This window comes from Anabaena sphaerica FACHB-251 (assembly GCF_014696825.1).
Lineage (GTDB): Bacteria > Cyanobacteriota > Cyanobacteriia > Cyanobacteriales > Nostocaceae > RDYJ01.
Window position 1 is genome coordinate 102,810 of the sequence record NZ_JACJQU010000001.1, and the last position, 20,369, is coordinate 123,178.

Here is a 20,369-nt window from a genome sequence, read left to right on the forward strand (position 1 = left end):
AAATTGTAGGTTGGGTTAAGCGACAGCGCAACCCAACAAAATCATAAAAAGTTGAGCATCAAAATGTTGGGTTTCCTTACGTCAACCCAACCTACGCAATTATAAATTCAACAGTGTATTTGCAATTTAAAATAATTCACTTACATTAATATTCACATCAGGAAAAGCTTGAATTGATAAAACTTGATTCTTCCCTAAATTCTTTACATCCTGATAAATTTCATCAATAGGATTTCTATAAACTTCTATAATTTCCTGATTAACATCCACTAACCAAACTTCAGGAATATTTGCTTCTGCATACAAAGGAATTTTCACTTCCCTATCATATTTTACCGTTGTATCGGCAACTTCTATTAACAAAAATATATCCTCTGGTTGGGGGTGTGAATTTCTATAAAAATCTGCACGGGGTTTTAATAATGCTATGTCTGGTTGGGGTTCAGAAGTTTCATTTAATTCTAAAGGATTCTGCACATTAATTAAAGCACGTCCTCCTAATAGCAATGCTAGTAAATTATTTAAAAATAGAACACAACCTGCGTGTCTTGTCCCAATAGGTGACATATCAATCATTTCCCCCCGAATTAACTCTACTCGGTCATTTTCGGTTAAAATACCAGATTCAGCCATTTGATGATATTGTTTAACTGTAAATTGGTGTCTGACTAAAGTAAGAGTCATTGTCACCTCCGTGTAAATTTGGTTTTTGACAAACAACAAAAATACGAAACTAGATATTTTCTATTGTATCTAAATATAGAAACTTTCCCAAAATACTATGAATAGCAAAACCAAAATATTAACTATTGCTGCTATCACCGTCACCGCTTCTGTTTTCACAGTGGGAATGGTTACTGCACAGACGAAATTAACCAGTCAATCAAAAGTAACTATTAATGGTATTGGTGCGGTAAAGGCAGGAATGAATCTTCCTGAAGCAGCATCTGCTGCTGCAAATACGCGTTTATATATTGTCCCTTCTGCCGGCGATAGCTGTTACTATCTTCAAACAGAAGGAGAACTAAAAGGTATATCGTTTATGGTGACAAAAGATGATGCTAAAAGTCGTCAGAAATATATCACCAGTGATGTTATCGCTAGGGTAGATATTGATAACCCAAATATCACCACAGTTTCAGGAGCAAAAATTGGTGATACAGAAGCACGAATTAAATCACTTTATCCCGGACAAATTAAAGTTACTCCTCATAATTATGTCAGAAATGGACATTATCTAACTTTGATACCCAAAGATAAAGCTGACCAAAATTTTAGAGTTATTTTTGAAACTGATGGACAGCGTGTAACTAGATATAGGTCAGGTAAATTACCAGAAGTAGAATTTGTGGAGGGATGTAGTTAAATATTAGGAGTCAGGAGTTTAATTATTTCCTGACTTAAATAATACCTTTCAAATAACCCCTCAACCACTTTCTAAAACCATGATGATATAATTGATATTTAGTTTCTTTACCCTCGCGTGTTTCTTGCAGAAATTCTAACCAAGTTTCCATAATTTCCGCTACATCCAAAACATCAGCTTTGATAATTTTACTAATAGCTACGGTTGACATCGTTTGAGTTTCTTCAGCAGTTAAAACCCGCAATATATCCATCGCAACATCAGATAAACCCTGACCTTGCATCTTTTGCCAATGTTGTTGATAATAGGTTTCTAAATCTGGGGGAATTTGCTCAAAATTATTTGCAGAATAAAAACCATTAGCTATTGCTTTTAAAATTTGTTGCACATACATAAAATTATCTTCATTTTCAGCAAGCAGATTTGACCTCTCCCCCAACCCCTCTCCTGCGAGGAGAGGGGAGTTAGAAAATTCTTGTTCCCCCATTCCCTGGTAGGGAAGGGGGGTTAGGGGGGTTAGGTTTCTCTCATTTTCATTTAATTCTGACCTCTCCCCCAACCCCTCTCCTACAAGGAGAGGGGAGTTAGAAAATTCTTGTTCCCCCATTCCCTGGTAGGGAAGGGGGGTTAGGGGGGTTAGGTTTCTCCGAATATATGCTTGAATATCCTGCCGATTTTCCACTGGATAATCTGCTAAATCTAAAATCTCTGATGGTGCTTCAATTAACAAGCCACTATGGGATTTTTGATAGGGACGACGAGCGAAAATAAAATAAATTTGATCCGGTAAATATCGCGGTAGATAAAATAAATTCGTTCCTACAGCTTGACTATTTATATCAATTCCATCCAAACCATCAATGACAATAATTATTTTCTGATCTGGTAATTTCTCGCTGACTTGTTGCAATAAAGTAGAAAATAACCAACTTCCCTCATTTGCATTGATAAATCCTGTCTCCCTCATCGTTTGCGGGGAGGGTTGGGGAGGGGTGCTAGATAATTTCTCTAACAATAAATTTAACTGTGTACAAACCTCTGGAAAAAATGCCTCAACTCGATTTTTACCGGCAATTTGGGCATTGTAATAAATAGTATGGGGATTTTGGCGCACAAATTGGGCAAGAATGGCACTTTTACCGCTACCGGGTACACCCACAATGGTGAAATAACCCTTGGGGTAACGGTGGAGAAAATTATTAATTGCAGTGAAGATAAAATCACGACCGACAAAATTTTCACTCTTTGCTAAAGCAGAGAAAGATAAACTATTCATCTGTCACCTTTCAAAGCAATTCTAACTGTTGATGTTTAGCATCTTCTGTAGTCTCTTCCTTTTTTATCTTACCTTTTTCTTTACCAGGACGATTAGTAGGTATTAACAATATTGAATCTTCATCTTGTTCAATTTTTCGTTCAATTATTCCTGCAAAACGAAACCAAGAAAGTAATCTGCTAGTATAATGGTCAAATTTATCCCTTTTCTGTACCTTCTTTTTAGTAGATATTGTTAATAATGGGAGTTCAATATCTTCATATTCATCTTCAGATTCACTAGAATATAATGTTTTTAATAAGTCTTTAAGCATATCCTTTTTAAAATATTTTCCAGTCTTAATTTTATGTTTATTTTTACAGATTTCTTTAATAACTAGATGTTCTTCCAATTGTTCTCTTAAATAATCTGAGATTTCATTATCATCTTTATCTAATAAATCTTTTTTGATTTTAATTGATTTGGTTTTTGTATCATATTCAACCTGGAAAAAATGACGTAAATCGCTAATAATATTATTAACATTATCAATATTCTCAGGTTTAGTGTTATTTTTATTTCTTTTATTTCTAGATTGAGATTTATTTTCTGTTTTTATCAGATTATGTTCGAGCAGTTTATTGATTAATTGCTCCTTAGTTATTTCCGTTTCCAGTAAACGGAATACCTTTAATATAGAATCTACAGGACGTTTAGGGATGTAAGTTATACTCAAATCTGGTAATGTAATGTCCTTGTTTAAAATATACTCACGCAAAATATCATCTCTAACTATGTATTCAGTATCAGATTCAATAATCAAGTTTTTCTCTATTAAAACTTGTATTTCTTTTTCATAAGATTCCAATATATTAGACTCAAAATTGGCTATTTTCTCTAAACATTGACGTTCTCTGAGTTGTAAATTCTTCTTTAAATCACTTTCAAGCATATTAATCACCAATTTATGAATATCTTGTGTTTTTATAGGAAAATTAGAATCTAACGGAGGATTACAAAATTTAGTTAATAACCTTCTAAGTAACCATGGGAAAGCAGAATATTTATTTAAAATCCAGTCTTCTAATTGTTGTATTTTTTTTAATTCTTGAGATTTATTTCGTTTCTCTTTTAACCATTTTTTAAAAATTTCAATGCAATTTTTAGGTTCTTCATCTAAAAGCTGACTGATTGTAACTAATTCCATTTTGTCTGTTATCAATTTTTCCCACCTAAATCTTATATTTGGATCTAAACCTAAAGATATTGCACTTGTCCAAGAAAACCCTAATACTATACTTGTTTTATCATAGGCGAATTCATGAATTAATTGCTCGAAAAAATCAAATGTACTTTCTCTGCTTGGTTGTCTTAGTAGATGATCAAAGTGATCAAAGAATATCACAATAACCTTATCATTTTCATTTAAGTAGTTTAATACTTTTTTTATCGCTGGTTGTCGCAAGAAGAGTGAATATTCTGCTGGTTCTATTTCATCATATATAGATGGAGGTAGGTCAATGAATTTTTTATCAATTGCATTATAAATAGCTTTTTTAATTGCTACATACCCAAAATCAAAATGTTCAGTTTTTGTAATTTTTGTATCAAACTGCTCAAAAAACACATTTTTACTATTACTTTCTGATTGTAATTTCAAAATTAAAGATGATTTTCCCATACCATAATTACCTTCAAAGCAAATAAGGTGTTTTTCGGCTTTACCTTTTCTTATGTTGTCTATAAAGTCCCAAAAATGTTTTTTCTCTCTATCTCTACCAACAAAATGTTCAGGGTTACATGAGTAATTGTTAGTGTTGAAATCTTCATCAAATTTAACTGGTAAAAGTGTATCACTAAATTCTTGTTTAGATGATTCATTTACAGCATTGATTATAGCTTCAAGGGTTGTTTTTGTAATTTTTTTGGATTCAATCTCTATATTAGATTTTTGATAACTTTGATTACTGAATAGATAATAATATTCTGCCTCTGGAGGAAGAACAAGGGAACTAGCATTAAAACATTTTAAAATAAGTTTGTCCTTAATATCAGTAACTTGCTTATGTAGTATAGTTTTTGATTTTTCAAAATATTTTGATAGAGAATTCAATAAACTATCGTCTATACTATCTAACCCAGGTGTTTTCCTAAGTTCTATTTTTTTAAATACCTTAATAATAGTTTTTACGTCTGTTTCATTATTTAACTTATCATTAAACCAATTCTTTAAGTCTTTATCTATATCTAGATTATATATGTCAACTTTCTGAGTTAAACTTAATAGGTATTTCAAGTTATTTTTATTGTCGGTTTCGTCCCAAAATCCACAATTAGCAGCTATTATATATTTTTCAAATTTGTCAGGATATTTTAACTCATGTTGTATAAATCTTCTAATTGATTTAATTACTTGATCGTCATAACTTTTAAATGGGTGTTGTTCTTTCTCTTTAGTTTTAACTTGAATACCAATAAATTTACCATCAACTGTTTCTAATTCTATATCTTCGTGGTGTTCACAATATATAGCACTTATTTCATTTTTATCATCTAATAATGACAAAGATAATATTGCTGCATAAGTAATTTGATAACGAAAACGTCTCAATGTGTCGTCACCTCGATCTTGACTTATCAAGTCTGCTGGTGTTTTTGATTTATTCATAAACTTTAATAAACTGTAATATCAAAACTCAAAACTAACCCCATAACAACAAAAGCAAGCTTTCAATGCGTACATTTGGCAAATTCAGTTAGGATATAAAGTTAAAATTGCCATCGGTACGCTATCAGCAGTTTTTACTTTTGCTAGTGTTTGTTTATTTTACACTGGCAAAATTGAACAAAGCCATCTTAACATCGGTGTAGGTGTAATTTCTAGCTTGGTTGGTTTTAAATCTGCCAATGATAGCAAGAATGAATTAAAGAAACTGTTAGAAAGCTGTGAAATAGTCAACAATTGACAATTATTCCCATGCTGGGATCAGGTTGATTTGTTAGCTTCCACACCCACCCGGAAATCAATTTCTAGGCAATAGCAAAAGTGCGTTAAAACGCACTCTGAAAATAGTCGGTTTTAACCGACTTCAGCTTTGAGACAGGGAATTTATTCCCTGGCTATAATATATGTCTATATATCTATAAACCAGATCCCCGACTTCTTTTTTTATCTTGTCCATAAATTTGAAAATTCCTGCTAGAAGTCGGGGATCTATATCATCTTTCTACATCCTTAATTTCCTTCGGAACTCCCGCAGTTAAAACCTCATTCCACTGTGCTGTAACCAATACATCATCTTCAATCCTAATCCCAATTCCTACCCAACGTGGATCAATTTCTGGTTGGTCTTCTGCGGGTTTAGTATCAGGTACAATATAAAGACCTGGTTCTATTGTTAGCACTTGACCAGGTTGTAAAAGTTGCGGGTTTTCTCCATGTTGATAAACACCAACATCATGAACATCTAACCCTAACCAATGACTGGTGCGGTGCATATAAAATGGTTTATATTTTTCCTCTTCTATTAATTTGTCAATTTCCCCTTTCAGTAAACCCAATTCTACTAAACCTTCTGTGAGAATACGCACTGCTTTATTATGAGGTGCATTAAAAGCATTTCCGGGTTTTACTTCTGAGATCGCTTGTTTTTGTGCTTCTAATACAATTTCATATAATGCTTTTTGTTCTGCTGTAAATTTCCCACTTACCGGAAATGTGCGGGTAATATCAGAATTGTAATAACCATAAGCACAACCAGCATCAATTAATAACAATTCATTTTCTTGCATCTGACAATTATTTTCAATGTAATGCAGAACGCAAGCATTTTTCCCAGCAGCAACAATAGAAGGATAAGCTGGACCCATCCCACCTCGTAGACGGAAAATATGTTCTATTTCTGCTTGAATTTCATATTCATAACGTCCTGGTACTGTATGTGTTAAAGCATGATTGTGTGCTTCCACTGCAATATCGGCCGCTTGTCGCATTAAGTCGATTTCGGTTTTACTTTTATGTAATCTCAAACCGTGTAAAATAGTGCTGGTATCTTCTATTGCAACTGGTCCTGTTCCACGTTTGGGATAGGTACGCAGTAGACTTTGATAATGTTTGAGAATTCTGTCATTAAAATTGCGATCGCGTCCTAAATGATAATATATCCGATCTGCTTTTTCTAAATACTGCGGTAACTTCTCATCTAATTCTGCGATGGGGTAAGCTGCATCTGCACCATATATTTCTTTTGCTGCATCTACTCCACAACGATAACCACTCCAAACTTCCTTTTCTCTATCTTTGGGTTGCACAAACAAGATAAACCGATGTTCTGCGTGATGGGGTGCTAAGACTGCAACTGCTTGGGCTTCATTAAAACCAGTTAAGTAATAAAAATCACTGTCTTGACGATAAACATACTCTACATCGTTGTGCATAACTGCTGAGGGTGCGCTGCGAAAAATCGCTGTACCACTACCAATTTTCGCCATTAAATGCTCACGACGTTGCCGATATTCTGATTGCATAGCTGATTTATTGCCGAAAAATAGTATTCTTTTTAACTTTAGCAAAACTACACAGATATATCTGTTTGTAATTGCTCATCTCAATTATTGTAGCCAATTTTCAATTGACTGAACTATAGCAATCCTAAATCTTATCTACATGAGAAGACGCAATTTTTGAGATAAGTCGGGTTTCTCCTATAGTTCAGATTGTCAACAAAACAGGATTTGATGCTGAAATTTTGATATTGATAAATAAAAAAGATTTTTTTTGATTGTTCATAGATGACTTTTTATTTTTTTTAATTATTCAGAAAAAACAGCCATGCAATATCCACAAATAATGACATTTACTAAAAATGATTAATCAAATGTTTTTTACTTACAGAATCTTCATTTTAAATAAATTAAAACTTTATATTAATTACTCATAAAAACACACCATGCCTAGTAAATCAGGATTAGATCTAAATACAAAGAGTTGGGCGCTAGAATCTCGCCAAACATCACAAGATTTGACAAACCCTCTTGATATCTCATTGCCTGGTGGTGGTAGTTCTGCACCTGGATCATCACCAGATCAATTATTTCCCCAAATGCCTCTTGATTCATTCCCAACTTTGCCACCTGTAGGCAGTGTCAATCCCAATCCCAATCCTTACCTAACTAGCGCCGCCATTGTTCCTGATTTCAACGGTGATGGCAAAACAGATAAAATGTGGGTAAATGTACAAACAGGTGAAATTTTAGTTCGCCTCATGGATGGAACAAGAGTTATAGAACAGGCTTCTTTAGGTCAATATGACTTAACAACCTGGAGTTATAAAACCGCTGATTTCAACAGCGATAATAAGACCGACTTCTTGTTACGCAACGAACAAACTGGCGAGAATGTAGTTGTGTTAATGGATGGTACAAGAGTTGCTAGTTTTCTGACGTTAGATAGAGTTGATCCAGGTTGGAGTGCGAATATTGGCGATTTTAATGGCGATCGCAAAACTGATATTTTCTGGCATAATAATCAAACAGGTCAGAACGCCATTTGGCAGATGGATGGAACAACAGTAGTTAATGCAACTGTTCTGGAAACCACAGATTTAAGCTTGACTGCAACCATTGTTGATTTCGACGGCAACGGCAAGAGTGACATTTTCTGGCGCAACAACACAACCGGCGAAAATATTGCTTGGTTTATGGATGGTAGCGAAGCCACTGAATATAATTTACAATCACAAGATGCGTCCTGGACTGCTACTTTGGGTGATTTTAACGGTGACTTAAAGACAGATATTTTGTGGCGCAATACCGCCAGCGGTGAAAATAAAATTTGGACAATGAATGGCATTTTCGTGACCGAAGGTGTTGTAAATACATTAAGCACAGATTGGACTGCTAAAATTGGTGATTTTGACGGAAATGGTAAGACTGATATTTTCTGGCACAATGCAACAACTGGTGAAAATACCGCTTGGTTAATGGATGGTACAACCGTTAGTTCTGAAGCCTTCCTACCCAGCAATAGCCCTGGTTTGACAGCATCTCTTGGTGATTTCAATGGTGATGGTAAAACTGATGTTTACTGGAGAGATCAGCAAACAAGTGCAGATAAAATCTGGACAATGAATGGAACTCTAGCAACAGAGAATCTTGTGGCTGATGCAGATAAGCTGACTCCAGAATGGTATACAGCTTAAATGGGTAATTGGTAATTGGTGATGGGGAAAAATCATTTATTATCAGTTCACCAAGATTTGTAGTGACTATTAGACCTCTCCGGAAATATGGTAGAGACGTTCCGGCGGAACGTCTCTACAAGGGTTTCAAACCACGCACATTTAATTACCGGAGATGTCTATTATTCGGAACTCATATACAGCGATCGCTCTTTTAATTTAACGGAGAGCGATCGCTCTTTCCTGAAGATTGTGGAGGGTGATTATCTCCAAACCGGAAAAGTAGTGACTATTAGACCTCTCCGGAAATATGGTAGAGACGTTCCGGCGGAACGTCTCTACAAGGGTTTCAAACCACGCACATTTAATTACCGGAGATGTCTATTATTCGGAACTCATACACAGCGATCGCTCTTTTAATTTAACGGAGAGCGATCGCTCTTTCCTGAAGATTGTGGAGGGTGATTATCTCCAAACCGGAAAAGTCGAAAGGACTTTTACCAAAGAAAAGGCTTTGAAATTCATAGAGATTCACTATAACCTTTTATTATAGCCATGAACAAGGTGGTTAGAACCTCAATTGATAATAAAACTCCCACTACAAAAGGGTTTTACTCCTGACTCCTGACTCCTGACTCCTGCTATAACTTGCCGTTGGTTGAGGTACTTCACTTGGTTTAGTCATCTTTAAATGATTTGCGCCATTAGCAAGGAACTTGAATTTCTTGCGGGATTTTTGAGTTCCACCCAGCACGAAGCAAGCTATCTTCCTCAACCCAACCGACAATCTACTACAACCTAAAACTTATAACTCAAAATCTGGATTTCCGTATTTTCCGGCAAAGCCTTAGAGTTAATAGCGATCGCATCACCATTACTGCGTCGGACATTGACACCAGGCATCAAAGCTAGAAAATCATCTACAGGTGTAATCTCACAACTAGCTGCATCAGCCGCTTTAGTGCGATAGTGAGTAGGAATTACCAACTTTGGATTTAAGATCCCAACCGCCTGTTTTGCTTCCTCAGCATTGTAAGCTTTAGCACTACCTCCCACAGGAACTAATGCCACATCAGGGCGACCTGTGAGGATTTTTTGCTCAATGGAAATAGGAGCAGCAGCGCCCCCTAAATGTACAATATTGATTCCCCCTTGGGTCCATTTCCAAGCAGTATTTTTACCAAATTGTTTACCACCTTTGCGGTCGTGGTCTATGGCAATTCCTTGGAACTTAAGACCTTTAAATTCATAAACTCCAGGTTCATACATCAGCTTGGGATTTCCTGGTAGTCCCTCCACAGCCCCTTCATCTAACAGTTGACTGCTAATCAGCACCAAATCAGCCGCAACTTTTGGGAGACGATACCCAGCAGTACAGCCGACAGTCCGAAATGGATTGACGAGAATTTTCACACCCCCACCAGTAAACAGAAAGCAAGTGTGACCCAACCATTGAACTGATACACCACTAGATTGGGCGTTAGCTTGAAGGTTGGAACCTAAATTAGTAACTAAAGCTGTCACCAAACCAGCCCCAGCATAGCCCATCAACTCTCGTCGTTTCATGAATCACTCTCTCGCCTGTAATTGTTCCAGAAAATTCCGTAGTAACTGCTTACCCGAAGCAGTCAGCACACTCTCTGGATGAAACTGGACACCTTGAATGTGAGGATAGTTCCGGTGTTGTACTCCCATAATTGTGCCATCTTCCACCCAAGCCGTGATTTCCAATACTTCCGGGCAAGTCTCGCGGTCAATCACCAAACTATGATATCTGGTGGCGGTAATAGGATTTTCTAATCCTTGAAAAACCCCAACTCCAGTATGAGATACCAGGGAGGTTTTACCGTGCATCAACTCTGGTGCAGAAACGATTTTACCACCGAACACCTGACCAATACTTTGATGTCCTAAACAAACACCTAAAATCGGTAAACTAGATCCGAGTTGTTCAATTACATCTAAAGAAATTCCTGCATCTTCTGGACGACCAGGTCCTGGGGAAATTACCACTGCATCAGGATTTAACGCCCGAATTTCATCTACAGTGATCTTATCGTTACGAAAAACTTTCAACTGGGTAGCTACTGGGAAATCTGCGGCTAGTTCTCCCAAATACTGCACCAAATTATATGTAAAGCTATCGTAATTATCGATGACTATAATCACAATTTTTACCTAATTTATTTAGATTAAAAATCGCCGTCTTCCTTTGAGTATCTTGACATCAAAGATAGACAACAGTTGTTTCCCAAAATTTTCAATACTATGGGAAAAGGTTGATTTACAAACATCCTTTAAATAGCATTCATGATTAAAGCTACTAGAGGAGGAAGTAAAAGTGTAGCCGCTACCAGCAGAGATACCAAAGCTGATACAAGCACAGCACCAGCAGCACAGTCTTTAGCAACTTTGGCTAAGTCATGGTATGTTTGCTTAACTGTTAAGTCTACCAGAGACTCAATAGCTGTATTTACTAACTCCAAGGTCAAAACTAAACCGCTGGTAATAGCAATTATGGCTATTTCTACTGCTTGTAGATGTAAAAGAAGACTCAATCCAATAGCGAAAGCGCAAACAGCTACATGAACACGAAAGTTGCGTTGAGTTTGAAAACTATAGCTGATTCCAGCCCAGGCATACTTAAAACTAACAAATAAATTAGAGGCTATCTGCCAGGAAAATTCCCGTTCTTTGGACACAACGGTTGGTAAGCGGTTTGGTGTTGGTGGTGGGGAAATTTGTTGGGACATAGGCTGGAGAAGACAAATCTTCTAACGTGGGAATCTTGGTTAATTTTAAGGGCGGGATGAAAATTTGAGGTAATTTTAAGGAATTTGTGACAATAATTTTGTAAACATTGCCACCCAAAGCAAAAATCTTATCTACATCCACTATTTAAAGTTAACAATAATACCTACTGCATCTAGTAATGTTGCTTGTTTTTTTAACATTTGCATCAAACTTTCTTCATCAGGATGATCCCAGCCTAAAAGATGCAATAAACCATGAGCAGTTAACCAAGCTAACTCTGTGCTTAAACTATGTTCCTGCTGTTGAGCTTGACGCTGTGCTGTATCTATAGATACAATAATATCTCCTAAATACAAAGGTTGAGAAGCAAGCATTTCCTCGGTTTGGGGGAAGTTGTCTTCCAAACAAGCAAAGGCTAAAACATCTGTAGGTTTATTTTGTTGACGGTATTGAGCGTTTAATTCTTGAATTTCGGCATCATTTGTCAAACGCAGCCCGATTTCATAACTCGGTGCAGGTGGAAGTTCAGGGGTGAGAATTTCCAACCATTGATCAAACCAGTTTTCCCAGGTATATTCAGATACGGGTGCATGAGTAACCCCGCTGTTTTCCGCTACTACAGGAGAAAATTCTTGAAAACAATTTTCTACAAATAATTCGATTTTAGGAGGCACAAAATCTCCTTTGTTAGCGAGTTAGGTAAGCAAGACCAACCAAAAGAGCTAATAGTCCTACAGCAGTTAGTCCAAAATGTTTGAGAGATGTTCCACCTTTTCTCACCATGTTTCGCATGGCAAGTTTCACGTAGCTGGGTTTAGGTTCGTTTGCGGGAGAATTGCTCATAATTTTTGCACAATCATCTCTTTTATAACTTTATCAGGGAACAGGGAACAGGGAATAGGGGAAGCAGGGAGATGATTTTTACCAACTACCAATTACCCATTACCGTCTACCAATTGGTTTTCTTGCCGCAGATAGGCTTGGATGAAAGCATCAATTTCGCCGTTCATGATATCACCAATGGCGGTTGTTTCCGTATTTGTACGTAAGTCTTTGACCATTTGATAAGGGTGAAAGACATAGTTACGAATTTGGTTGCCCCAGGAAGCTTCTACCATATCACCACGAATTTCGGCAATTTCTTGGGCGCGTTGTTCTTGGGCTATGATTAACAGCTTGGCTTTAAGACGGGCGAGGGCTTTTTCTTTGTTTTGCAGTTGGGAACGTTCTTCTGTACAACGCACGGCTAGACCGGTGGGGATATGAACTATCCGCACTGCTGTTTCTACTTTGTTGACGTTTTGCCCACCTTTACCACCAGAACGGGTTGTGGTAATTTCTAAATCCTTTTCTGGGATTTCCAACTTGACAGTATTATCTATTTGTGGCATGACTTCCACCCCAGCAAAACTGGTTTGGCGCTTACCGTTGGCGTTGAAGGGAGAAATCCGCACTAAGCGATGAGTACCCATTTCTGAACGCAAGTAACCATAGGCATAGCGTCCAGTAATTTCTAAGGTGGCTGATTTAATTCCCGCCTCGTCACCTTCTGATTCTTCAGCTAATGTCACTTTATAACCGTGGTCTTCTGCCCAGCGAGTGTACATCCGCATGAGCATAAATGCCCAGTCTTGAGCGTCTGTACCACCTGCACCTGCGTTAATGGTTAAAACTGCGCCTTGAATATCATAAGGGCCAGAAAGTAACTGTTGTAATTCCCACTGGTCAAGTTCACGGTTCAGCTTGGTAATGGTAGCTTCGGCTTCTTGCAGTAGTGCTTCATCCGTTTCTAGTTCTAATAGCTCAACAACCGCCCTGGTATCGTCTAAATTGGCGTGCCACTGATAATATTGTTCTAGGTGGGATTTGAGATCGTTGAGTTCTTGTAGTGTTTGTTGTGCCTGGGTTTGGTCGTCCCAAAATTCTGGCTGGGCTGATATTTGTTCCAGGTCATGAATTTTGGCTTTGAGTGCGGGTACGTCAAAGATAGTCCTGGGTTTTACCCAGGCGGCCAGACAACGTTTCGATTTCGCGTTTGAGTTCTAGAACTTCCATAATTGCTTACTGAGGTATAGAGATGATTTTAACAGTTAACAGTTATCAGTCATAGGCTTCCGATGAAAAACCGTGGTCTATGTGAATGAACCACGGTTAATTTTAGTTAAATTTCCTTTTTTACTGTGTTGATAATTGCTTAATCGCGGCTATTGATAGCAATTAGTAACCGCAAAATAAAGACGAATAAGTTGATGTAGGTGAGGTACATCGATAAAGCAGCAGGTAAATATTCATCATTGCGGTAGGTGCGAGGCAGGATGTAGAAATCGACTACAGATGCTCCTGCGAAGAGAAAAACACCTAAACCGGAAATGCCTATTTCTAACCAATTAGGTGTATAAACACCAAATAAAGCCAAGACAAATTGGGTGAGGCAGACAACCACCAAGGCTATGATGCCCAGAGAGATGGTTTTGGTTAAAGCCATACCGTCTGATTCTGAAAGGTTAGAACCAATTTGACGGGCTGCAATGAAGGTGATACCACATCCCAGGGCGGCTATGCCAATGCCCTGAATACCAACGCCTTGGGTTCTCAAAGCGACAAACACCAAGCCACTCAGGGTATAACCTGATAAGAGGCTGTAAATTGCCAACAGTGGTAGGGCGACGCTATTGTTACCTTTGGAGGCTACGTTTTGGGCAACAAAGAAGAGAATTAATTCGAGAACGACAGCACCAAAGAAGGTGGGGAAGAAGAGTCCAGGGTTAGAACGAATAACTCCCAAACCTCCATAGGTTCCTATTGCGGTGAGTATTAACCCACCACCAACATAGGGAAGGGCGTTAGCAATGACGTTGGGACCAACGAGGGCGTGATTTTGTGCTTCACGGAAAGCTTGACGAAAATTGCTGGTATTGCTCATATTTACAAACGAGTTTTTGAGGAAATGTCCTAGTGACATCCTCCTACATTATTTGCGTCATTATCAGTATAGGAGAATTTGGGCGGGATGGTAAACCCAATGGAGAATCACTGTGGAATAATTATATTTTATGTATAAAAATCCTTTAATTTCATTGGCAATTAAGTAATATTGACACCATAAACACAGGCTGTTTTGGTGATTTCAATTTTTAAGTCAGTAAATATAGCTAGATCAAAAATTTAGGACATTTTGGCTGAATTTAGCTTTAATCCTTAACTTTTAGTTAAAGGGCAGATGGTAGGATTTATCCATCCCCTGACCACAGATTAAATTGATTCTGCTATATGTTTCCTTTAAAGTCTAATATTTCGTGCAAGCTTGAGGATACGATGCCCTCTTTCTGCATCTTCGTTTAATGAATTAGTGATTAGAGGTGTGGAGATCGCTTGATTTGACCAATAATCACGAATTTGGCTAAAAACCTAAGATTATAATTTTACGTACCGAAAAGAGCTATTAGTCGATTTTGCTACTGTCTATTTAGCAATAATGCGGGTTTTTGTGACCGTCAATATTACACGCTTATTAAGGATTGTAAAAATGCTGGCAATGCATAATAGGATTAAAAATGCTGATGAGTTGAATCTAAAATTAGAGTCAACCTTGGAGGAACTACCAGTTTGGACAGTTCAAATCGAGCTAGATCATCCAGGAAATGAATTATCTGAACTTTTTGATCAAGAACCTTTGCTGCCAGGAATTATATTGACTAGAAATCACCAGTGTGTAGGGATGATTTCAAGAAGGTTATTTTTTGAACAAATGAGTCGTCCTTATGGTTTAGGACTGTTTGCAGGTCGGCCTATCGAATATCTATACAATTTTCTTCTACCAGAGATATCTATCTTATCTGAGGATACACCAATTGTAGACGCGACTCAGATGGCATTAGGGCGATCGCCTAAACTTGTCTATGAACCAATTGTCATTACAGATGAATCTTGTCAGTATGGATTACTTGATTTTCATCAGTTGCTTTTAGCCTACTCTCAAATCCACGTCTTAACACTTTCTCGACTACAAAAAGAACAAGAACGCGTTCGCATAGCACGAGCAGATTTTCGTGACCTTCAGCACAACTATACTAGATTACTACAAAATGAAAAAATGATTGCTCTGGGACAACTGGTAGCGGGTATTGCTCACGAAATCAATAATCCCATGAATTTTATTTATGGCAATCTCAGCTATGCAACTGAATATGTAAAAGACTTAATATACTTGCTGGAATCTTGTCAACAAGAGCCATCTTATTCTCATGTAGTAGAACAAGCAAAAATCAAGGGAATTGAAATTGATTTTATTATGGAAGATTTACCAAAACTATTATCTTCCATGAAAGTTGGTGCTACCAGAATTAATGAAATTATTTTATCTTTACGCAACTTTTCCCGACTAGATCAAGCAGAATTAAAGTTTGTTGATATTCACGAAGGAATAGAAAATACATTGACAATTCTTCAACACAATTTAAAAGCTAAACCTGATCTTCCAGAAATTCAGGTAATTAAAGAATATGGAAATCTGCCCTTAGTAGAGTGCTATGCTGGGCAACTTAATCAGGTGTTTATGAATATCATAGCCAATGCCATTGATGCTGTTTCTGAAAGTTATAAATTATCAACTGATGGTGGTCATATCACCCCAAAGAATCAAAAAAATATGCTCATTCGTATTCGCAGCGAAGTAACTCAAGAAAATCAAATCATGATTTGCATTGCTGATAATGGACCTGGAATACCGGAAAATATACAAAAACGTCTATTTGATCCTTTTTTTACGACCAAACCTGTGGGAAAAGGAACAGGATTAGGATTATCAATCTCCCATCAAATTATCGTAGAAAAACATGGGGGTCAAATTTTCTGTGTATCTCATCTGGGACAAGGTTCTGAATTTATCATCAAAATTCCCATATTCTCGGATAATAGAGATTGTGTATGATTGTTTTGGGAGATATTCTTAAATAACAAATGCTAACTAATTCTAGTGAAATTAACCTCCTGTTACCATCTAGTGAATTACCACTATATGCCAAAAGAATTTTAGTAACAGCCCCCAGAAATTATGCTTGTCGTTTGTCTGAAGAAATTATCAAACAAGGCGGACTTCCCGTTCTCATGCCTACTATCGAAACCTGCTTTTTATCAGACTATACTCATTTAGATATTACTTTACATAATCTTGATAGATTTAATTGGATAATCTTTACTAGTAGAAACGGAATCAATGCTTTTTTTCAGCGTCTACATGATTTAAATATTCCCCTTTCTGTGTTACAGAATTGCAAATTATGTGCTTTAGGTAAAGACTCTGAAAGTTTATTATCTATTTGTGGACGAGTTGATTTAATACCCCCAGAACCTAGTCCAGCAGGAATTGTCGCAGAATTATCTAAAATTCCCAATATTCATGAGCAAACGGTGCTAGTACCTGCTCCTGAAGTTGTGGGTTTACCTGAACCAAATGTTATACCTAGTTTGATTAATGATTTAAATAAATTGGGTATGCAAGTTACTCGCTTATCTACTTATATTACACAATATGTAAACAAAGATATTTACGAAGTTGAATTAAATTTAATTCGTCAGGGAATGATAGATATTATTGCTTTTACTAGCACAGCAGAAATAGAAAGTTTTTTGAGAATATTGGATTCAAAAAGTGATTATGAAAACACTATAATTGCCTGTTTTGGACCCTATACAGCCGCAAATGCTGAAAATTTAGGGTTCTATGTTTCTATTATTTCAAAGGATTACAGTTCATTTGCCGGGTTTACCGCAGCAATGGCAGATTTTTTTACCTAGTATAGATACTCGACTTCTTAGAGAAGTTGAGGTTTGGGTATCGCTGGAATTAACAAAAACATACGGCTTTTACTTATAGAAATTTTTGGGTTTTCTAGAGATAATTGAATAACCCTAATTTTGCACTGTATGTTAATAAGTTGGCTTTACCTAATGATAGCAATTCTGTTTGAAGTTTCTGGCACAACTTGCATGAAACTTTCTGAAGAATTCACTAAAATAGTTCCTTCAATTTTAATCTTTGTATTCTATGGGCTTTGTTTAACTTTTTTGACCCTTTCTCTCAGAAAACTGGAAGTTAGTATCGTTTATGCTGTTTGGTCTGGTTTTGGTACTATCTTAATTACTAGTATTGGTATTGTCTGGTTTCGTGAGTCTTTCACACTCGTAAAAGTTATGTCCATATTTTTAATAATTGTTGGGGTAATTGGTTTAAATTTAGGTGAATACTTGCGAAATACCAATAATTAACCGTTGATTTTTGTAAAACTAGATACTTTTTTCACAAAGTATCTATGTTCTGTTTTTGTGGGTTATTAATAAGTAAGTCGGCTCGAAAAAACCAAGGTATGTAACAAAATGTAAAGTCTCTTCCCTCTTGCCTTGCCATAACGACAATTTTCAACACCTACCTACTTATAGCCATGGACAGGGTGGTTAGGACATTAATTGATAATGAAACTCCCACTACAAAAGGGTTTTACTCTTGACTCCTGACTCCTAACTCCTGACTCCTGCAATAGTTAAACGCCATATATCCCCAAAAAATAGACCAGTGCTAATAATCAAAACATATTCATCCGGTTTCATGGGATTTACTGGCTTTGTTTTCTAAGATTGCCCATTAATTCCAGATTCTATTTTATTATGCTTCCCCAATGATGAAGAAAGTGATTGATTAAATTTGTAACATTCCCTCTGGATTAACTGTTAAAAGTGGTCTTCGCTGCAAACCTTCACGATGTAAAATTTCATTAGCAGCCAGCAATCCACTACTAACAGCCCGTTCCATTAAACCACAAGGAAAAGGCATTTTTACCCAATCACCTGCAAATAATAAGTTAGTCATTTTTGTATTAGTTTCTGGACGTTCTATATAACTATTGGGTGGATATCCAGAAAAGTTATGTTGATTGACTAATTCCCGATGTAGTAATTTTGCTTGTTTTAACTCAGGAACAATATCATAAAGTTCCTGTTCAAAGGTTGTTAACAAAGCTTCTTGGTTAGGAAATTCTTTTTCTTTGTAACAGTAAGCGTGTAATTCTACTACACTTCCTCCGGTTTTTTTCGACCATTCAATAAATTGGGTTTGAATGCGGTGATAAAGGGTAATGCTGTCAGTGAGTTTGTAACCAGATAAAGAAGTAAAATTACTATGTTCCCAGGGAAAATCCTGATCAAACCAGAAACGACAAACAGCAAAAGGATCAGCAATACTCAAGTTTTCGACTTGCGATCGCACTTTTTTATCTACATCCCCAGTCATGCGTTTAAATAGTTGTTGTACTCCCGGTACATCGGTTGCTAAAACATAATAATCGGCAGCAATTATTTCTGGAGATGATGATTCTTGATTAATGGCTAATAGCTGCAAATTATCATCCTGTCTTTCTACAACTTTAAATTTAGATAAATCTCTTTGTGCCGGACCCTTAACAACTTTACCATCAGATGTAAATACTGCACCATGACAAGGACAATGAAATTTACCATCTGCTGCTATTTGCACAGTACAACCTTGATGAGTGCAAGTGAGAGAAATTGCTTCCTGACTACTATTTTTGACTGCATAAAGTTCATCAGCAGCGCCAAAATATTCGATCTTGCTATCATTCACAACTGAGTTACGCTTTACCCAAAAAGGCACATTATGATTATTGTTGCCGACATAATATTTAATTCCTGATATCTTACCTTCATCAGCAACAATTTCACTCACAGTTGCATCTGTGATAATTTGACCATTTTTCTGAATTGCTTGAGATATAGGTTGGACTAAACTTGTCCCCATATCATCTTTTGTACCATTAAAAGCCAATCCTTCAGGATTACCAAAAAAATAAAAATGGAAAAACTGCATTAGTTCTCCCACACTCATTAAATCTGGTGCATTTAAGCTAGACTTGGCAAAAGGTAGAAAATACAAATCATATAAACCTTGGGGAAATTCACTCTTCACCCAATCAGCAACAGATATATTATCAAAACGCTGATAATTCTTCTCTCTCTGAAAACCTGTAATTGCTTGGAAGACTTGTAAATGTTTAATTTTAGTAAGATTGATACCCCATTGTAAGCGATTTGGAGAAGCAATAGCTAAATCGATAATATTCCAAGGAAAGGCAGAATTACTAGGACGAAATACCTCTGGTTGATATTGAGAATTGTGGTAAACAACTGAATAATAATTTAATGATTGAAAATTATCCTTTATACCCAGTTCAGACACTACACTATTTAAGTTATAATACTGGGGAAAAAAGCCATGAAATCCATGTTCCATCAGGAAATTTTCACCAGCAGCTTCTATTTGCCAACTGGCAATTTTTCCCCCAAGTTGGGGAGACTTTTCTATAAGTGTGACGGTAAAGCCTCGCTGAACTAATTGATATGCACAAGCTAAACCTGCTAAACCACCTCCAATTACTGCGACGGTTTTGTTATTATTTAATATTTTGGGTAAATCAAGAGCATCCTGTTGAAAAACTGAGGGTTTTGGCTTAGTAAAACGAGAATATCCTGTTGCTCCAACTATCGTACCCACACTAAATAACTTAAGCAGTGTACGACGGGAAATGGTAGATGATTCTGGTAGATTAAATAGTTGGCTCATTGGTAACACAATTAACTTTTCACGATGCACAAGGGCGTTAAATCAAGGCTATAAATGGACAAATTTTTGTACTCAGCCTCTCAGGACGTATTTGGATAGGGCCAGATAAATGAATTGCTAATGGTGGTTTTTCAACATATTGCATACTCAAGTTTTATAGACAAAAGCTCGCCTTACAGAACA

19 protein-coding genes are annotated in these 20,369 nt (G+C 36.7%); 7 read left to right on the forward strand and 12 right to left on the reverse strand.

The window, feature by feature from the left end; genetic code table 11:
- Window positions 1-126: 126 nt before the first annotated feature.
- Window positions 127-684, reverse strand: a complete 558-nt coding sequence (locus tag H6G06_RS00375; RefSeq protein WP_190555981.1) for a Uma2 family endonuclease — start codon at window positions 682-684, stop codon at window positions 127-129.
- Between the two features lie 97 nt (window positions 685-781).
- Here H6G06_RS00375 and H6G06_RS00380 point away from each other — a divergent pair, with 97 nt between their 5' ends.
- On the forward strand, window positions 782-1,366 hold the full coding sequence (locus tag H6G06_RS00380) for a hypothetical protein (protein ID WP_190555983.1): 585 nt from the start codon (window positions 782-784) through the stop codon (window positions 1,364-1,366).
- A gap of 34 nt (window positions 1,367-1,400) precedes the next feature.
- Here H6G06_RS00380 and H6G06_RS00385 read toward each other — a convergent pair whose 3' ends face one another.
- Together H6G06_RS00385 and H6G06_RS00390 are read right to left on the reverse strand one after the other, a co-directional pair.
- Window positions 1,401-2,642 carry an ATP-binding protein gene (locus tag H6G06_RS00385; protein WP_190555985.1) on the reverse strand — a complete coding sequence of 414 codons (1,242 nt, stop codon included), beginning with the start codon at window positions 2,640-2,642 and terminating at the stop codon, window positions 1,401-1,403.
- Between the two features lie 10 nt (window positions 2,643-2,652).
- Window positions 2,653-5,289, reverse strand: a complete 2,637-nt coding sequence (locus tag H6G06_RS00390) for a dsDNA nuclease domain-containing protein (protein ID WP_190555987.1) — start codon at window positions 5,287-5,289, stop codon at window positions 2,653-2,655.
- A gap of 82 nt (window positions 5,290-5,371) precedes the next feature.
- Here H6G06_RS00390 and H6G06_RS28095 point away from each other — a divergent pair, with 82 nt between their 5' ends.
- Window positions 5,372-5,587 (forward strand): TRADD-N-associated membrane domain-containing protein, encoded by a 216-nt coding sequence (locus tag H6G06_RS28095; RefSeq protein WP_422387039.1) that lies wholly within the window; start codon window positions 5,372-5,374, stop codon window positions 5,585-5,587.
- 253 nt (window positions 5,588-5,840) lie between these two features.
- Here the strand turns inward: H6G06_RS28095 and H6G06_RS00395 are convergent, their stop codons facing one another.
- A complete protein-coding gene (locus tag H6G06_RS00395) occupies window positions 5,841-7,148 on the reverse strand; it encodes an aminopeptidase P N-terminal domain-containing protein (protein ID WP_190555989.1) in 1,308 nt (435 codons plus the stop codon).
- Window positions 7,149-7,570: 422 nt separating this feature from the next.
- Here H6G06_RS00395 and H6G06_RS00400 point away from each other — a divergent pair, with 422 nt between their 5' ends.
- Both H6G06_RS00400 and H6G06_RS00405 read left to right on the forward strand, forming a co-directional pair.
- Window positions 7,571-8,821, forward strand: a complete 1,251-nt coding sequence (locus H6G06_RS00400) for an FG-GAP repeat domain-containing protein (RefSeq protein ID WP_190555991.1) — start codon at window positions 7,571-7,573, stop codon at window positions 8,819-8,821.
- An 87-nt stretch (window positions 8,822-8,908) separates the two neighbouring features.
- Window positions 8,909-9,220 (forward strand): hypothetical protein, encoded by a 312-nt coding sequence (locus tag H6G06_RS00405; RefSeq protein ID WP_190555993.1) that lies wholly within the window; start codon window positions 8,909-8,911, stop codon window positions 9,218-9,220.
- Between the two features lie 378 nt (window positions 9,221-9,598).
- Here H6G06_RS00405 and H6G06_RS00410 read toward each other — a convergent pair whose 3' ends face one another.
- From H6G06_RS00410 to H6G06_RS00440, 7 genes are all read right to left on the reverse strand, one after another.
- Window positions 9,599-10,366 carry an MBL fold metallo-hydrolase gene (locus H6G06_RS00410; protein ID WP_190555995.1) on the reverse strand — a complete coding sequence of 256 codons (768 nt, stop codon included), beginning with the start codon at window positions 10,364-10,366 and terminating at the stop codon, window positions 9,599-9,601.
- Between the two features lie 3 nt (window positions 10,367-10,369).
- Complete coding sequence (locus H6G06_RS00415; protein ID WP_190555997.1) at window positions 10,370-10,969, reverse strand: glutamine amidotransferase-related protein; 600 nt, start codon at window positions 10,967-10,969, stop codon at window positions 10,370-10,372.
- A gap of 128 nt (window positions 10,970-11,097) precedes the next feature.
- Window positions 11,098-11,553, reverse strand: coding sequence for a diacylglycerol kinase family protein (locus tag H6G06_RS00420; RefSeq protein WP_190555999.1), 456 nt, complete (start codon window positions 11,551-11,553; stop codon window positions 11,098-11,100).
- Window positions 11,554-11,694: 141 nt separating this feature from the next.
- Window positions 11,695-12,228 carry an rRNA maturation RNase YbeY gene (gene ybeY, locus H6G06_RS00425; protein WP_190556001.1) on the reverse strand — a complete coding sequence of 178 codons (534 nt, stop codon included), beginning with the start codon at window positions 12,226-12,228 and terminating at the stop codon, window positions 11,695-11,697.
- A 13-nt stretch (window positions 12,229-12,241) separates the two neighbouring features.
- Complete coding sequence (locus H6G06_RS00430) at window positions 12,242-12,397, reverse strand: DUF3285 domain-containing protein (protein WP_190556003.1); 156 nt, start codon at window positions 12,395-12,397, stop codon at window positions 12,242-12,244.
- Window positions 12,398-12,489: 92 nt separating this feature from the next.
- A protein-coding gene (prfB, locus tag H6G06_RS00435; protein ID WP_190556005.1) for a peptide chain release factor 2 occupies window positions 12,490-13,609 on the reverse strand; the annotation gives its coding sequence in 2 pieces (ribosomal slippage) (window positions 12,490-13,536 and window positions 13,538-13,609; 1,119 coding nt in all).
- A 139-nt stretch (window positions 13,610-13,748) separates the two neighbouring features.
- Window positions 13,749-14,477 carry a Bax inhibitor-1/YccA family protein gene (locus H6G06_RS00440; protein WP_190556008.1) on the reverse strand — a complete coding sequence of 243 codons (729 nt, stop codon included), beginning with the start codon at window positions 14,475-14,477 and terminating at the stop codon, window positions 13,749-13,751.
- A 603-nt stretch (window positions 14,478-15,080) separates the two neighbouring features.
- Here H6G06_RS00440 and H6G06_RS00445 point away from each other — a divergent pair.
- The 3 genes from H6G06_RS00445 (at window position 15,081) to H6G06_RS00455 (ending at window position 17,821) form a co-directional block, all read left to right on the forward strand.
- Complete coding sequence (locus H6G06_RS00445; RefSeq protein WP_190556010.1) at window positions 15,081-16,484, forward strand: sensor histidine kinase; 1,404 nt, start codon at window positions 15,081-15,083, stop codon at window positions 16,482-16,484.
- A gap of 29 nt (window positions 16,485-16,513) precedes the next feature.
- Window positions 16,514-17,350, forward strand: coding sequence for a uroporphyrinogen-III synthase (locus H6G06_RS00450; RefSeq protein ID WP_190556012.1), 837 nt, complete (start codon window positions 16,514-16,516; stop codon window positions 17,348-17,350).
- Between the two features lie 129 nt (window positions 17,351-17,479).
- Entirely contained in the window at window positions 17,480-17,821 is a 342-nt protein-coding gene (locus H6G06_RS00455; protein ID WP_190556014.1) for a DMT family transporter, read from the forward strand.
- 427 nt (window positions 17,822-18,248) lie between these two features.
- Here the strand turns inward: H6G06_RS00455 and H6G06_RS00460 are convergent, their stop codons facing one another.
- Window positions 18,249-20,186: an FAD-dependent oxidoreductase gene (locus H6G06_RS00460; RefSeq protein WP_190556016.1), complete on the reverse strand. Its 1,938-nt coding sequence runs from the start codon at window positions 20,184-20,186 to the stop codon at window positions 18,249-18,251.
- Between the last annotated feature and the right edge of the window lie 183 nt (window positions 20,187-20,369).